The organism is Agrobacterium tumefaciens (assembly GCF_017726655.1).
Classification (GTDB): Bacteria; Pseudomonadota; Alphaproteobacteria; order Rhizobiales; family Rhizobiaceae; genus Agrobacterium; species Agrobacterium tumefaciens_B.
On record NZ_CP072309.1, the window covers coordinates 1,842,575 to 1,857,402 of the forward strand.

Annotated in this window: 12 protein-coding genes; 9 read left to right on the plus strand and 3 right to left on the minus strand. The window is 58.3% G+C overall.

The window, feature by feature from the left end; genetic code table 11:
* Nucleotides 1–119 precede the first annotated feature (119 nt).
* From AT6N2_RS22705 to ligD, 9 genes are all read left to right on the plus strand, one after another.
* A complete protein-coding gene (locus AT6N2_RS22705; RefSeq protein WP_209091561.1) occupies nucleotides 120–833 on the plus strand; it encodes a FadR/GntR family transcriptional regulator in 714 nt (237 codons plus the stop codon).
* Between the two features lie 67 nt (nucleotides 834–900).
* Nucleotides 901–1,881, plus strand: coding sequence for a mannonate dehydratase (locus tag AT6N2_RS22710; RefSeq protein ID WP_209091563.1), 981 nt, complete (start codon nucleotides 901–903; stop codon nucleotides 1,879–1,881).
* 124 nt (nucleotides 1,882–2,005) lie between these two features.
* Complete coding sequence (locus AT6N2_RS22715; RefSeq protein ID WP_233282602.1) at nucleotides 2,006–3,544, plus strand: ABC transporter substrate-binding protein; 1,539 nt, start codon at nucleotides 2,006–2,008, stop codon at nucleotides 3,542–3,544.
* A gap of 272 nt (nucleotides 3,545–3,816) precedes the next feature.
* Nucleotides 3,817–4,920: a hypothetical protein gene (locus AT6N2_RS22720; protein WP_209091565.1), complete on the plus strand. Its 1,104-nt coding sequence runs from the start codon at nucleotides 3,817–3,819 to the stop codon at nucleotides 4,918–4,920.
* A gap of 185 nt (nucleotides 4,921–5,105) precedes the next feature.
* The gene (locus AT6N2_RS22725; RefSeq protein ID WP_209091566.1) at nucleotides 5,106–7,445 is read left to right on the plus strand and encodes a bifunctional diguanylate cyclase/phosphodiesterase; all 2,340 of its coding nucleotides are present in this window, start codon (nucleotides 5,106–5,108) and stop codon (nucleotides 7,443–7,445) included.
* A 202-nt stretch (nucleotides 7,446–7,647) separates the two neighbouring features.
* Nucleotides 7,648–8,541, plus strand: a complete 894-nt coding sequence (locus tag AT6N2_RS22730; RefSeq protein WP_209091567.1) for an SDR family oxidoreductase — start codon at nucleotides 7,648–7,650, stop codon at nucleotides 8,539–8,541.
* Between the two features lie 43 nt (nucleotides 8,542–8,584).
* Entirely contained in the window at nucleotides 8,585–8,872 is a 288-nt protein-coding gene (locus AT6N2_RS22735) for a hypothetical protein (RefSeq protein ID WP_063951624.1), read from the plus strand.
* Nucleotides 8,869–9,702, plus strand: a complete 834-nt coding sequence (locus AT6N2_RS22740) for a Ku protein (RefSeq protein WP_209091568.1) — start codon at nucleotides 8,869–8,871, stop codon at nucleotides 9,700–9,702. Before AT6N2_RS22735 ends, AT6N2_RS22740 begins: the two co-directional genes overlap by 4 nt.
* A gap of 3 nt (nucleotides 9,703–9,705) precedes the next feature.
* Entirely contained in the window at nucleotides 9,706–12,198 is a 2,493-nt protein-coding gene (ligD, locus tag AT6N2_RS22745) for a DNA ligase D (protein WP_209091569.1), read from the plus strand.
* 39 nt (nucleotides 12,199–12,237) lie between these two features.
* Here the strand turns inward: ligD and AT6N2_RS22750 are convergent, their stop codons facing one another.
* From AT6N2_RS22750 to AT6N2_RS22760, 3 genes are all read right to left on the minus strand, one after another.
* Complete coding sequence (locus AT6N2_RS22750) at nucleotides 12,238–13,029, minus strand: Ku protein (RefSeq protein WP_063951627.1); 792 nt, start codon at nucleotides 13,027–13,029, stop codon at nucleotides 12,238–12,240.
* Between the two features lie 89 nt (nucleotides 13,030–13,118).
* Complete coding sequence (locus tag AT6N2_RS22755; protein ID WP_063951628.1) at nucleotides 13,119–14,123, minus strand: inorganic phosphate transporter; 1,005 nt, start codon at nucleotides 14,121–14,123, stop codon at nucleotides 13,119–13,121.
* Nucleotides 14,123–14,767 (minus strand): DUF47 domain-containing protein, encoded by a 645-nt coding sequence (locus tag AT6N2_RS22760; RefSeq protein ID WP_063951629.1) that lies wholly within the window; start codon nucleotides 14,765–14,767, stop codon nucleotides 14,123–14,125. Before AT6N2_RS22760 ends, AT6N2_RS22755 begins: the two co-directional genes overlap by 1 nt.
* Between the last annotated feature and the right edge of the window lie 61 nt (nucleotides 14,768–14,828).

Below are 14,828 nucleotides of genomic sequence, written 5' to 3' on the forward strand. Positions count from 1 at the left end.
AACTCTTGATGGTACTTCATCCCAACCCCTCCCTGAGTTAACATGAAAACATATGACGTGCCGCAATGTCATAATATGAGTAACGAAGGGATTCGTATTCTGCAAGAGGGAAGACTGGCATGATTGGCGACAAAGCGAGGCCGCGGGAGAGGCGGGCGCAACAGATCATCGATAATCTCAGCGCAGAAATTCGCAGTGGAAAACTGAAAAATGGCGACCAGCTTCCCACGGAGCCGGAATTGGAACGCGCTTATGGCGTGAGCCGGACGGTGGTCCGCGAAGCGATTGCCGATTTGCGTTCTGCCGGTTACGTCGTCCCTATTCAGGGCAAGGGGGTTTTTGTCAGCAGTGACAGTGAATGGGCCGGCGTGAAACTAACGCAGTCTGAAGTTGGCACCATTGCCGAGACGCTGGAAATGCTGGAGTTCCGCCTGGCAACGGAAGGGGAGGCGGCGGCGATCGCAGCCTATCGCCGGACGGCCCAGCAGGAAGCGGCAATCTCGGCGGCGCACAGGAAAATGGCTCGTGCCATCGACGCTGGCGAATCGACCGTCGATGCGGATTACGAATTCCATTCGGCCATCGCGACCGCAACCAATAACCGCTTCTATCTCGAGGCATTGCGCCAGTTCGGTTCACGCTCGATACCGCGTGGGCAGTTCCCAACGCTGCCTGAAACCGGCGACGCGAATTATCTTCGCAAAGTCCAGGCCGAGCACGAGGCAATCCTGCGCGCCATCGTCGAGCAGGATCCCGACGCGGCCCGAAAAGCCATGCGTGAACACATGCTGGCAAGCCAGCGGCGATACAGGCTGCTCGCGGAGGCGCAATAGCGTCTCGACACTCATCTTATTTCATGCGATGTCATATGATGACTTGCATGGAGAGAGGAGAGAATCGATGTATGTCGGCACCCAGGTTGCTGCGCGCGACGACGAGGATTACAAGGTCTGGGCGCAGCTCGGCGTCAAAAACATCAGCGCGGATCCGCCCGGAGCACCCGCGAGCTGGACTTTCGAGGATTTCGAGCGCCACCGTGACAAGGTCGAAAGCTTTGGCCTTGTCCTCGATATGGTGCAACTGCCGTTGCCGTCCCGGCCTATCGAGCAGGCGTCATATCCCGATATTCTGCTTGCCGGCCCGGATCGCGACCGGCAGATCGATGCCGTCTGCGCGATGATCGAAAATATCGCGAGGGCCGGAATTCCTGCCGCGAAATACAATCTCAACCTCATTGGCATCCCGCGCACGGAGATGGAGCGCGGCCGTGGCGGTTCGCTCAACGAGGCATGGCGCTGGGAAAAGGCGGACCATGATGCCGCACCGGGCCTCGCCGGCGTTCTGTCCGAAGACGAGAACTGGGAACGCATCGACTACTTCCTCGAACGCGTCGTGCCGGTTGCTGAAAGCAACAGGGTGCGTCTCGCCTGCCACCCCCATGATCCCTATACACCGCCGGGCTACAGGGGCGTCACCCGTGTGCTCGGCACAGTCGATGGGCTGAAAAAGTTCGTGCAGATGCGTGAAAACCCCTATCACGGGCTGAATTTCTGCCAAGGGTCCATCGGCGAGATGCTCGACAATCCGCGCGAGGAGATCGACGACATCATCCGCTGGTTCGGCAGCCGCGACAAGATTTTCAACGTCCATTTCCGCAACATCAGCGGCGGGAAATTGTCTTTCATGGAGACTTTCCCCGATGAGGGGGACATGGACATGGTGCGCTCGCTGAAACTCTATCACGAACTCGGTTATCGCTACATGATCATGCCGGACCATGTGCCGACGATTGCCGGACGCGACCCCGTCGGCGTCGCTTTCGCCTTCTGCTACGGCTACATCGCAGCCTTGATCGAAGCACTTGATAACAAACATCTTTAACCGTTTTGGCCCGCGACGCCCCGCTGCGTCGCGGCTTTTCCCGAACATCAATTACCGATCTGTAGGAGGAGCAGGTATGAAAAAAACATTGATCCGTCTCGCATTCACCACCATTCTTGGCGCTATGCTCGTGCAGGGATCGCCCGTCGCGGCCAAAACCCCCAACGACCAGCTGGTTATCGGCACGTCACTGGCCCAGGTGCTGTCACTCGACCCCCATCAGGCCACCGAAGCAAAAGCCAACGAAATCATGGCAAATCTTTATGATCGCCTGATCTCGGTGGACGGTTCCGGCAAGGTTTCACCGCAGCTCGCCGAGCGCTGGGAAACGGATGAGAAAGGCATCACCTTTCATCTTCGCGAGGCGAATTTCGCCTCCGGTAACCCGGTGACCTCGGCCGATGTGGTTTATTCGCTCAGCCGCCTTCTGAAGATGAACCAGGCGGCCGCAGCGAACCTCAAGCGCGTGGGCTATAATGCCGACAATATCGACAAGCTGGTAAGTGCTCCGGATGGAAGAACGGTTCGCGTCGATCTTTCAGGTGAAACGACGTCGGAATTGCTGCTCTATCGCCTCGCCATGGTCATTGCCAGCGTGGTGGACAGCAAGGAACTGAAGTCCCACGAGGTCAATGATGACTGGGGGAATGCATGGCTGAGAACAAATTCGGCCGGTTCCGGCCCTTTCACCCTTAACCGCTGGTCGCCGAATGAGATCATCATTCTGGAGGCAAATAAGGACTATGTGGCCGGCAGCCCCAATATGCGCCGCGTCATCGTGCGGCATGTGCCGGAAAGCCAGGTTGAACGCCTGATGCTGGAGCGCGGCGATATTGACATCGCCAGCGCGCTGACGGCTGCGGATCTCGCGATCTTCAACAACAAGGAAGGTTTCCAGATTCAGCGTGTGCCGACGGGCGGTTTTTACGTCCTGTCCATGAATGCCGGCAAGGAGCCCCTGTCCAACCCCAAGGTCCGCGAAGCGATCGCCTACGGCATCGACTACAAGGGCATGGAAAAAACCATCATGGGTCCCTACGGCCGGGCGCGCACGGTGCCCGTGCCGGAAAACTTCGAATATGCTATTCCGAGCCCGGATTGGAAGCTCGACGTGGAGAAGGGAAAAGCACTCCTCAAGGAGGCCGGCTACGAGAACGGTTTCACGCTCAATCTGAAGACGATCGCGCAGACGCCGCGCATCGACCTCGCCACTGCCATTCAGGCCACGCTCAGCCAGATTGGTATCAAGGTCAATATCCAGCAGGGTAACGGCTCGGACGTGATTGCCGCGCACCGCGCTCGGGATTTTGATCTGCTCATCCCGCAGACCGGAGCCTACATGCCGAATGTTTTGGGCTCGATGGAACAGTTCTCCAGCAATCCGGACAACTCGCTTGCCGCCAACAACGCCGGCAATTTTGTCTGGCGCTCGGCCTGGGATATTCCGGAACTGACCGCACTCACGGCAAAGGCGTCGCTCGAGCCTGATGCCAAGAAGCGCGGGGAAATCTACACCCAGATGCAGGAGATGTTCGTTGCGCAGAAGCCGGCGGTGCTGCCGATGTTCGAGAGGTTCGAGCCGATCGTGCTGAATACGCGCGTCAAGGATTATGTAGGCCATCCCAGCCAGACGACCCGGCTTGAAAACGTCACGAAGGACTGAACAACATCAGCAGGCTCTAAAACAATCGACGGGCGGCTTGACCGCCCGTTTATTCATGGATGGCCTCAGGAGCATTCCTGCACCTGCACTGAGCTCTTCCTAAACTTTGCGGTCCCTACAAGCAGGCCGGGAAAGAGTTTACAACTTTATCCCGTAATTTCAGGGGGTTTTCTCGAGAAGTTGATCGGTTTAGACCGACCGACAGCAATCTTCTCCACCGGGTGAGAGTCGCAGGCTCTGCCCGTCTACTCCCAAGAAATGCGTTGTCGACCATGAACCTTGCACAAATAAAACTTCCGTCGCGGCCTTTGACGCTGAAGCGTGGCGCCATTTCGGTGCCTGCCGCCTATTATTTCTCCGTTCCGGTGCTTGTAGCGATCCTCGTCGTGATGCTTGTTGCAGAAGGGCCGGGGGTCATGCGCGATTATCGGATCAGCAAGGACCCACTTGAGATCGAGAACGGCGATATCAGCGGCAGCTGCAAGACTAGAAAGGCGATTTTCACGACGTGCAAGGCAGATCTTTCCTATAGCTACGAAGGCGTAAGCTACAAAAAGGATGTCGAGGTCATGTTCGTCGACGTCCATTCTGGCGACTACGAGACTGGTCTGGTTATCTCTGAGAAGAACCCCGACCTTGCGACGATTTCTCTCGGCCTCGATATGCTGTGGAACCGCATCATCACGCTCGGCGTGTTTGTCGCCCTGCTTGGGTTCGGCAGCCTGGCAATGCTATTTACCCTGATCCGCGTTCTGCGGGTCCGCCTTGGGCTCAGGCGTCCGGCGCCGTTGACTGCTATCCCGGTCGCACTGACGGCCGTCGCGGAAAAACGCAGCCGTCTCTTCGTCACTTTTGCGGATACGGTCAGGGAGGCGAAGACCAAGCGTCAGTCCTTTGCCTATCTTGAGCGCGGCCGCATTCCCGTCGTCATCGACCATACAGGCAAGCACGATGTGGCGCTCGCAGTTCTGCAAGGCAATAGTCCGCTGCCTGTCCTGCTCGATGATCAACTGACGCAGATCGAGATGACGGACGCGGAAAGGGCGGAGGCTCTCTCGTCGCTTTCTCCTGTCGTCGGAACTGAAACTCAGGAAGCTGCAGCAGCCCAGGCTGCGGCGACAAGGAAGGGGCCGGGGCTGGCGCGCAGGCTGCTTACCTTCGTCGCCATCGTAGCCGTGATCTTCGTTGCGGTGATGGGCTACTGGCTATGGTACGTCACCAGCGCCCCATCGCAATTCACCTCGCCCGGCATGGATATCAACAACATGCTGCCGACTGCACTCAACGAATGGGGCTGCGCCCGGCTGCAGGAGCGTTTCGGCGATGGGCCGGCACCTTTCGGCTGCGCGGCGGCCGACTATCAAAGCTGGAAATAAGAATATCAGCTCCATCATTTGAGACCCGCCCGCCGAAAACACCGTTACGACGGGCCGGGCTCAGCGCGATTCTTCGACGCGAAAAAATATTGAAACAATTATCGATGGTTGTATTAGAGATTTATAAATAAAGCACTCCCATAGTGCCACCGTGAGCGGTTCTTCAGAGGCTGGGAGAGTGCATCATGTTCACGGTATTGGAATGCGTTGCTGTCCAGCACGATCACTTAGTCGTTCTGCTTTCTGCAATAATCTGCCTGCTCGGCATGTTTGCTTTTTTCCACCTTCTCTTGCGCGCTGAGGAAAGTTCGGCTGGCCGTAAGCCCTATTGGGAGGTGGTTGCCGCCTTCGCCGGGGGCTTGAGTGTCTGGGCCACGCACTTTGTTGCCATGCTTGCTTACAAGGGTGCGGTTCCGATCGGTTATGACTTCGCCTTCACAGCGCTGTCGGCCGCTCTCGCCGTTATTGGTTTCTGGCTGGCGCTCATGATACGAGTTACGGCTCGCTACCGCGCCGCGGTTATCGGTACGCTGATTACGCTTTCGGTTGCGATCATGCATTTCGTCGGCATGGCCGGCATGGATGTCGCGGCGACGATAAGCTATCGATGGGGGGCGGTGCTCGGTGGTTTTGTGGTCGCCTGGGCTGTGTTTGTTCTCGCCTTTCACTGCTTCCATCGTCTCTCCTCCTGGAAACGTATTGCCGCGCCGGCGAGTGCGGCCATCTTCGGCATCTGCGCTTTGCATTTTACCGCTATGTCGGCCACAGTGCTGATACCAGATCCGTCCGTTGCAGGTCCGGATCCCGACAACGTCGCCCGACTGATCATGATCGCAGCTATATCAGGCGTCACGTTCCTCATCCTCGCCACCACAGCAATTGCGGCACTCGTTGATCGTTACCTTGTCGATCTCAAGGGGCTGGTCGACGCGACACTCGATGGTCTTGCCGTCGTCCGCGATGGGCGTATCGTCGAGTTGAACACGCGGTTTGCGGGGCTCCTTGGGCGGGACGAAGCATCACTGGTGGGTCGCAACCCTGACGATTTGTTCAAGGCGGTGGATGGAGAGCCAGCCTATCTGCCGCGCGATGTGCCCGTGGAAGCGATCCGTGAAAGGGGCGGGCAGACGCAGGTGTTTGAATTGAGCGTGCGTACGATCGAATATCGCGGCCACCCTTGTGAAGTCATGGCCATTCGCGACCTGACGGAAAAGCGGCAGGCGCAACGTGAGATCGAATATCTCGCGCGCCACGACGTTCTGACCGGTCTTGCGAACCGCACCATGTTCCAGACCCGCCTTCACCAGCAGATCGAGAATTGCAGCCAGGAGGATGAGTTCGCATTGCTTGCGCTCGATCTCGACCGGTTCAAGGCCGTCAATGATATATTCGGCCATGCCGAAGGCGACCGCGTTCTCAAGAAGGTTGCCGCCATTCTCGATGAATGCGCAAGGCCAGGCGACGTGGTTGCCCGGCTCGGCGGCGATGAGTTCGTGATCCTGACGGCCCGGCAGACCAGAGCGGAGGAGGCGCGTCTGCTGGCCGAGACGGTCCTCGGCATGTTCGCGGTGAAGATGAATGTCGCCAGCGATCCGACGGCGGTCGGCGTCAGCATCGGCATTGCCGTGTTTCCTCGGGATGGACACGATCAGGAGAGCATCATGCATGCCGCTGATCTCGCGCTTTACCGCGCCAAGATGGGCGGGCGAGGCATCTTGTCGTTCTACGATCCCGTCATGGATCAGGAAGCGCGCGAGCGCCGCCAACTCGAAACGGATTTGCGCCTTGCCATCAACAGAGACGAGCTGGTGCTGAATTATCAGCCGGTCCTGTCAGTCGAATGTGGTCAGGTCGTCGGTTATGAGGCGCTGGTGCGCTGGCAGCACCCGACACGCGGGGCCGTGCCACCGGATGTCTTTATTCCAATTGCGGAAGAGAGCGGCATCATCATCTCGCTTGGCGAATGGGTCCTGCGTGAGGCCTGCCGTCAGGCAGCCGGGTGGGCGCCGCATTTGAAGGTCGCGGTCAACGTATCGCCGCTGCAGTTTTCGCTGGCCAATCTCGGCCATGTCGTCTGCACGGTGCTGATGCAGACCGGGCTTTCACCAAACAGGTTGGAGCTGGAGATTACCGAAGCGGCATTGCTGAAAGACCGCAAAACGACGCTGATCATCCTCAATCAGTTGAAAGCGCTCGGCGTGGCCATCGTCATGGATGACTTTGGCACCGGTTACTCGTCGCTCAGCAACCTGCAGAGCTTCCCCTTCGACAAGATCAAGATCGACCGCAGTTTCATCGCCGCAATGAGCGACGATGACAACGCCCGCGCGATCGTTCGCGCCGTTATTGGCCTTGGCCGCAGCCTTGATCTGCCGGTAACGGCAGAGGGGATTGAAACGGACGCGCAATATCGCATGGTCGTCGATGAGGGCTGCGCGCAGGCCCAGGGTTATCTTTTCGGAAAGCCGGATGTGGCCCCGACCCAGGTTGTCAAAAGCACCACACGCAAGCAACAATCCGTTTAATGGAGATGACGGCGGCGATAGGAAGCCGTCGTCACCCCGCTGTCGATATTCTTTGGAACGAGAGCGAAGTCAGATCGTTAGGGTGGCGTGTGGCGCGTTGATGTTGCGGTTGCCCAAGCGCAAGCGATGATCAGCCTGGCGGGTTATTTTATCCCGTCCCCAGCGCGCCTCGGAAGAACCTCTATCGATGGGAGAGACCGAGATGACAGACCGCCTCGAGCCGCAGGACCCGCGCAGCCAGTATCCGCGCCCACCCTTTTCGACACCCACCCAGGAAATGCCGGGTCTCGTCACGAACATGACGCCGTTTCCAGATCACGGCGAAAAAACTTACAAAGGCACAGGCAAGCTGACGGGGCGTAAGGCTTTGATCACCGGCGGCGACTCCGGGATTGGTCGTGCCGTCGCCATCGCCTTTGCGAGAGAGGGCGCTGACGTCGCGATATCCTACCTGCCGGAAGAAGAGTCCGATGCAGAAGAAGTCGTCGCCCTCATCGAGGCGGAAGGCCGCATGGCGATCGCGCTTCCCGGCGACATCACCGACGAGGCTTGGTGCCGTGAACTCGTAGAGAAAGCAGTCGGTGATCTTGGCGGCCTCGATATTTTGGTGATCAACGCCGCAAGGCAGCAGTTTCGTGAAGATATCGCAGAGCTTTCCACCGACGATTTCGATCGCACCATGAAGACCAACCTTTATGCGTTGCACTGGATTGCGCAGGCGGCGACCCCCCATCTCAAGCCTGGCTCCTCCGTCATCACCACCGCTTCCATTCAGGCCTATGAACCCTCCGCGATCCTGCTGGACTACGCGACCACCAAAGCCGGCATCGTTGCTTACACGAAGGCGCTCGCCAAACAGCTGATCGAGAAGGGTGTGCGCGCCAACGCCGTTGCTCCCGGCCCGTTCTGGACCGTGCTTCAGCCGAGCGGCGGTCAGCCGGACGAGAAGGTGGAAAATTTCGGCAAGGACAGCGATTTTGGCCGGCCGGGACAACCGGTGGAATTGGCGCCTGTTTACGTTCTGCTCGCCTCGCAGGATGCAAGCTTTATCAATGGTGAGGTTTATGGCGTGACCGGCGGCAGGGGAATTGCCTGAGGCAGTCCCGCGCAGTCGTTAGATGACCTTTGAGGGTGTCGACATGAAACGGCAGGCAGAACGTTCAGACAGGGCCCTGAAAAGCTTTGATGTCCGCGACCGGTTGATACTGGCGCTTTATGCGCAGCTGAAAGCCGAGCGGCAGACGCGTGAGGCTATGGAGTGGGTCATTCGCAATGGCGGGCTCTCGCCAGAGGTGCTCGAAGCCATGGCATCTGATCCGGTGCCGGTCCTGGCGGAAGCGGATCTGCCTGCTATCGAACGCATTCTGGCCGGGGATCGGCGCCGGGAGGCGTCGGCCCACAGCCGGGAGGAGGAACGGCGGACATGAACCGTAGAGCCAGCTGGAGGGGACATATTTCCTTCGCCGATTTCAACTGTGAGGTCGGACTTTATTCCGCGCTGACCTCTGCCGAGAAAATTGCCTTCAATATCGTCAACCGCAAGACCGGCCACCGCGTCGAGAGACAATATGTCGATAGCGATACGGGTGAGCCGGTTCTTCGCGACGATCAGGTCAAAGGGTACGAGCTCGACAATGGTGATCACATCATTATCGAGGGAGACGAAATCGCAAAGTTGATGCCGGAGAGCGACAAGGTCATCCGCATCAAACACTTCCTCCCCTGTGACGAGATCGACAAGCTCTATTTCGACAAGTCCTACTATTTGGCTCCAAGCGGCGAGGGCGGTGAGGAAGCGCTGACGCTTCTTGCAAAAGCAATGGACGACGAAAAGGTGGCGGCGCTCGGTGAAGCGGTGCTTTTCCGCCGCAATCGCGTGCTGCTCATCCGGCCCAGCGGCAAGGCACTCGTCGCGACGACGCTGAATTTCAGTTACGAGGTTCGTTCCGAAACGTCTGTTTTCAAATCCATCCCTGATATCGAATTCGATGATGAGATGCTCGAACTCGCCAGCCACATCATCGAAAAGCGGGCTGGGGCCTTCGATCCCGCTGACTACAGCGACCGGTATAACGATGCGCTGGCGGAGCTAGTGAAAGCCAAGATCGAAGGCCGCAAGATCGAAAAGCCGCAACAGCGCAAGGAAGACAACATTATCGATCTTAAAGAAGCGTTGCGCCGTAGCGCCGGCGAAGAGAAGGGCAGCAGGAAAAAAACGACAGCGGGAAGCCGTAAGACTTCCCGGAAAGCGAGCTGATCCATGGGCTTACAGACTTATAACGCCAAACGCAGTTTTGATAAGACGCCGGAGCCGAAAGGCACTGAGGCGGAGAAGCAAGGTTCAAGCTTCGTGGTGCAGAAGCACGACGCCCGCCGTTTGCACTATGATTTTCGCCTGGAAATGGATGGTGTGCTGAAGAGCTGGGCGGTAACGCGCGGTCCGAGCCTCGATCCCGAAGACAAACGGCTTGCCGTGCATGTGGAGGACCATCCTCTCAGCTATGGCGACTTCGAAGGCGTCATCCCGAAGGGTCAATATGGCGGCGGCACAGTTATCGTGTGGGACCGTGGCGTGTGGCAGCCGATCGGTGATGCGCGCAAAGGCTACCGCAAGGGCCATCTGGAATTCGAACTTGAAGGCGAGAAGCTGAAAGGCCGCTGGCATCTTGTGCGGATGCACGGAAAGCCGGGGGAAAGCCGCGAGAACTGGCTGCTCATCAAAGGTGACGATGCGGAGGCCAGACATAATGGCGGTGCAGATATTCTGGAGGAACGACCGGACTCGGTAAAGACCGGGCGAAGCGTGGAGGAGGTTGCGGCCAAGCCAAAAGATACCTGGAATTCCAAGCCGGTTTCAAAAAAGGCGGTCGGATCGACCTCGGGAAAAAAGCAGGCGCACGCGCTGCCCAAAGGCGCGCGCAAACAGGCGTTGCCGGCCTTCGTGCAGCCAGCGCTCGCAACGCTGAAGCCAAAGCCGCCCGCGGGAGACCGGTGGCTGCACGAAATCAAATTTGATGGCTACCGCCTGCAGGCCCGCCTCGATCATGGCGAACTTCAATTCCTGACCCGCAGCGGTCTGGACTGGACGGAGAAGTTTGGTGATGCGGTTGCGGCGGCGTTCAAGGCGCTGCCGGCTGAAACGGCCCTGATCGATGGCGAAATCGTCGTAGAGCGCGACAGTGGCGCTTCCGACTTTTCCGCCTTGCAACAGGATCTGAGTGAAGGCCGCAGCGATCGCTTCGTCTTTTATGCCTTCGACCTGTTGTATCTGGATGGCAGCGATCTGCGCGGTGCCGCCCTCATTGAGCGAAAAGCCCTGCTCGAAAAACTGCTGCCGGCCGGCGACCCCCATCTCCGCTACAGCCAGCATTTCGAAGAGAGCGGCGGGCTCGTTCTCGACCACGCGTGCAGGCTCAGCCTCGAGGGGGTTATCTCCAAGGTCAAGACGAGCAAGTATGTGTCGGGCCGGAAGGGCGAGTGGGTAAAATCTAAATGCTCGATGCGGCAGGAATTCGTCATAGGCGGTTATACTGTGTCGTCCACGTCAGACCAGGCAATCGGATCGCTCGCCCTTGGCGTCTATGAAGATGGCAAATTGCGGCATGTCGGTCGTGTCGGCACGGGTTATACGGTCGAAATGGCCGAGATGCTGTTCGGGCGGCTGAAGCCGCTTCAGCAAAAGGAGAGCCCCTTCGGCGAAAAGCTCACCGCGCTCGCCCGGCGCGATCTTCATTTTGTGAAGCCTGAACTGGTGGCCGAGGTGGAGTTTCGCGCTTGGTCAGGCGATGGAAATCTGCGTCACGCCTCGTTCCGAGGCCTGCGCGAAGACAAGCCCGCAGGAGAAATCGAACGCGAGGAGAAAGCCGTGTCCGATACCAAGGCGCCGCAATCGTCGGTCAAGTTCACCCATCCGGACCGGCTTTATTGGCCGGATGACGGCGTAACGAAGGAGGGGCTCGCCGATTATTACGCGCAGGTGTGGCGGTATATCGCACCGTTTGTCGTCGATCGACCGCTGGCGCTGCTGCGTTGCCCAGAGGGTATCGGGGGCCAGCGCTTTTTCCAGAAACATGCCTGGCGTGGCATCAATAAAGCCATCGAGCAGATCAAGGACCCCAAGGATAAAGGCGGTGAACCTCTGATCCGCATCACTGATTTCGATGGCATGATGGCGCTCGTGCAATCGGCGGCGCTCGAAATCCATCCCTGGGGGGCGACAACTGCCAACTGGGAAAAGCCCGATATGATCACCATGGACATCGACCCAGCCGAAGATGTCTTGTGGGAAGAGGTGATCGCGGCGGCGCTCGAGCTGAAGCGGCGTTTTGAGGAAGCGGGCCTGGCCGCCTTCGTCAAAACTTCCGGTGGGAAGGGCCTCCATGTCGTCGCACCTTTGAAGCCGCAGGCGGGCTGGACGCCGGTCAAGGCCTTCGCCAAGGCCATGGCGGTGGAGATGTCGAAGGCCGAGCCGGATAAATATCTCGCCGTGGCCACGAAAGCGAAACGCAAGGGCCGCATTTTTATCGATTATCTCCGAAATGGCAGGGGCAATACGGCGGTGGCAGCCTATTCGACGCGGGCGCGCCCGGGCGCTGCGGTCTCGACACCATTGGAATGGTCGGAACTGACCGCCGACATAGGGCCCGCCTATTTTACCGTCAACAACATCGGCGCGCGCCTGTCGAAGTTGAAGAAAGACCCCTGGGATGGCTTCTTCGCCGCTGCCGCACCGTTGCCAAAGAAAGGCCGCTAAGCGCTAATGACTGTCTCGCTATGCAGAGCCGGACAGACTTCAGCCTCGCTTTTCGGCGGCGATGCTTTTCTTCAGCGCATCCATGATGTTGATGACATTGCCGCCGGTCTTAGGCTTGCTGCTGCTCTTCTTTTTCGAGGAGGAGACCTCGTCGCCCTTTGACTTCAAAAGAGATTTGATCTTCTTCTGAATAGGGTCCTGCACGAGGGTGGGCTTCCAGCCGGTCACCTGTTTGCCGATGCGTTTTTCCATCGCCTGCAGCAATGGCTTTTCGATCTTCATCTTTGGTTCCAGCGCATCGATGCTGTCTCGCACCTCCTCGCCGTAATGCAGGGTCCAGAGAATAATGCCCTTTCCCGATGGCTCAAGGAGCACGGCTCTTTCACGGCGGTAAATAACGAGCCGTGCTATGCCGTAAACGTCGTTCGCCTTCATCGCTTCACGGATGACGCTGAAGGCTTCAGTGCCAATTTTATCTTCCGGGCGCAGAAAATGAGGTCGGTCGTACCATATCCAGTCGATCGATCCCTTGGGAACGAAGGTCTTGATATCGATGGTGCGGGTGCTTTCCAGCGCCACGGCGTCGATTTCGTCGTCTTCCAGCAGAACGTAATCGTCTTCGCCGCGGGGAAAACCCTTCACCTGGTTTTTGGCGGCGACCGGCTTGTGAGTGACGCTATCGACATAGCGGCTTTCGATGCGGTTGCCGGTTTTTCGGTTGAGAACGTGGAACCGAACCTTATTGCTTTCCGTCGTTGCCGGTGTCAGCGAAACGGATGCAGTGACCAGCGACAGTTTGAGATAACCCTTCCAGAAAACCTGCCGCGCCATGATGGAGATCCGCCTGCTTTTTTAAACTCCCGGATCAAACAGCCTCGATAAGCTTTTGTTCCGGGAGCCCCTTCCAAGCTTGTCACATGTCAGCTGAAGAGCGAGGTCAGTCCATAAACCGAAGCGGAGATCAGTGCCGCCGCTGGCATGGTGACGACCCAGGCGATGACGATATTGCCTGCAAGCCCCCAGCGCACCGCCGAGACACGGCGTGCCGCACCCACGCCGACGATCGCGCCGGTGATGGTGTGGGTGGTGGAAACGGGGATACCGAGCCAGGTGGCGCCGAACAGGGTCAGCGCACCGCCGGTTTCGGCACAGAACCCCTGCATCGGGTTGAGCCGGGTGATCTTCGATCCCATCGTATGCACGATGCGCCAGCCGCCGAACAGTGTGCCAAGCGCCATGGCAGACTGGCAGGAGATCACCACCCAGAACGGAACATAGAAGCTTTCGCCAAGATGCCCCTGGCTGAAAAGCAGCACGGCGATGATGCCCATGGTTTTCTGGGCATCATTGCCGCCGTGGCCCAGCGAATAAAGCGAGGCGGAAATGAACTGCATCACGCGGAAGGTTCGGTCGACGGCAAACGGCGTTTGCCGCACGAAAAGCCATGACACGGCCAGTACGAGAATGAGCGCCAGAAAGAACCCGATGGCCGGCGACATGAAGATCGCGCCAACCGTCTTCAATAGGCCTGACCAGACGATGGAATTAAAGCCCACCTTGGCAAGGCCGGCCCCGACGAGGCCGCCGATCAAGGCATGCGACGAGCTGGACGGTATGCCGAAAACCCAGGTGACGATGTTCCAGACGATAGCGCCGATGAGGGCCGCAAAGATGACTTGCGGTGAGACGATGGCCGGATCGATGATGCCGGTGCCGAGGGTCTCTGCCACATGCAGGCCGAAGAAGAGAAAGGCGATGAAATTGAAGAACGCCGCCCACGCGACTGCATATTGCGGCCGCAGCACGCGCGTCGAAACGATGGTGGCGATGGAATTGGCGGCGTCGTGCAAACCGTTCAGGAAATCGAAGAACAATGCGATGGCAATGAGGCCGACAAGCAGCGGCAGGGCGAGTGCGACATCCATCACACGTTCTCGATCACGATGCCGCTGATCTCATTGGCCACATCCTCGAACCGGTCGACAACCTTTTCGAGTTCGCCATAGATTTCGCTGCCGATCATGTAGGCCATCGCATTGCCGGTCGCACCATGGCGGCGGAAGAGATCCTTCAGCCCCTGATCATGGAGATCGTCGGAGCGGCCCTCGACCCGCGTCACCTCTTCGGCGATCGCCGACAGGCGTTGCGCGTTCGCACCGACCTTGTTGAGAAGCGGGATTGCCTCCGCGATCAGTCCGGCTGCACGCACGATCTCATGGCCCATCTCTTTCATAAGCGGGTCAAACTCGCTCTGTTCGAAAAGCCTGATTGTCTTGACGGTCTTGTGCATCATGTCGATGGCATCATCCATCGACTGGATGAGGTCCTTGATGTCGCCACGATCGAATGGCGTGATGAAGCTGCGTCTGACGGCAAGAAGCACATCGCGGGTAATGTCATCAGCCTGATGTTCGAGCGCAACGATCAGCTCACAGTTCTTGTCGACGTCTGTCCCGCTCAGCAATTGGTCAAGGGCTTCAGCCGCTTTGATGACGGTTTCGGAATGTTTGCTGAACATGTCGAAGAAACGGTCCTCGCGCGGCATCAGCTTGCGAAAAATACTCATCATGCGAATTGGCCCTCAATGGCGCTATATTAGTTGTTGGGGGTGATTGTCATAAAACTGTCAT

Bases quoted from the DNA above. Each gene is read 5' to 3' on its own strand.
- AT6N2_RS22705 (WP_209091561.1), top strand. From the start codon at position 120: ATGATTGGCGACAAAGCGAGGCCGCGGGAGAGGCGGGCGCAACAGATC.
- AT6N2_RS22710 (WP_209091563.1), top strand. From the start codon at position 901: ATGTATGTCGGCACCCAGGTTGCTGCGCGCGACGACGAGGATTACAAG.
- AT6N2_RS22715 (WP_233282602.1), top strand. From the start codon at position 2,006: ATGCTCGTGCAGGGATCGCCCGTCGCGGCCAAAACCCCCAACGACCAG.
- AT6N2_RS22720 (WP_209091565.1), top strand. From the start codon at position 3,817: ATGAACCTTGCACAAATAAAACTTCCGTCGCGGCCTTTGACGCTGAAG.
- AT6N2_RS22725 (WP_209091566.1), top strand. From the start codon at position 5,106: ATGTTCACGGTATTGGAATGCGTTGCTGTCCAGCACGATCACTTAGTC.
- AT6N2_RS22730 (WP_209091567.1), top strand. From the start codon at position 7,648: ATGACAGACCGCCTCGAGCCGCAGGACCCGCGCAGCCAGTATCCGCGC.
- AT6N2_RS22735 (WP_063951624.1), top strand. From the start codon at position 8,585: ATGAAACGGCAGGCAGAACGTTCAGACAGGGCCCTGAAAAGCTTTGAT.
- AT6N2_RS22740 (WP_209091568.1), top strand. From the start codon at position 8,869: ATGAACCGTAGAGCCAGCTGGAGGGGACATATTTCCTTCGCCGATTTC.
- ligD (WP_209091569.1), top strand. From the start codon at position 9,706: ATGGGCTTACAGACTTATAACGCCAAACGCAGTTTTGATAAGACGCCG.
- AT6N2_RS22750 (WP_063951627.1), bottom strand. From the start codon at position 13,029: ATGGCGCGGCAGGTTTTCTGGAAGGGTTATCTCAAACTGTCGCTGGTC.
- AT6N2_RS22755 (WP_063951628.1), bottom strand. From the start codon at position 14,123: ATGGATGTCGCACTCGCCCTGCCGCTGCTTGTCGGCCTCATTGCCATC.
- AT6N2_RS22760 (WP_063951629.1), bottom strand. From the start codon at position 14,767: ATGATGAGTATTTTTCGCAAGCTGATGCCGCGCGAGGACCGTTTCTTC.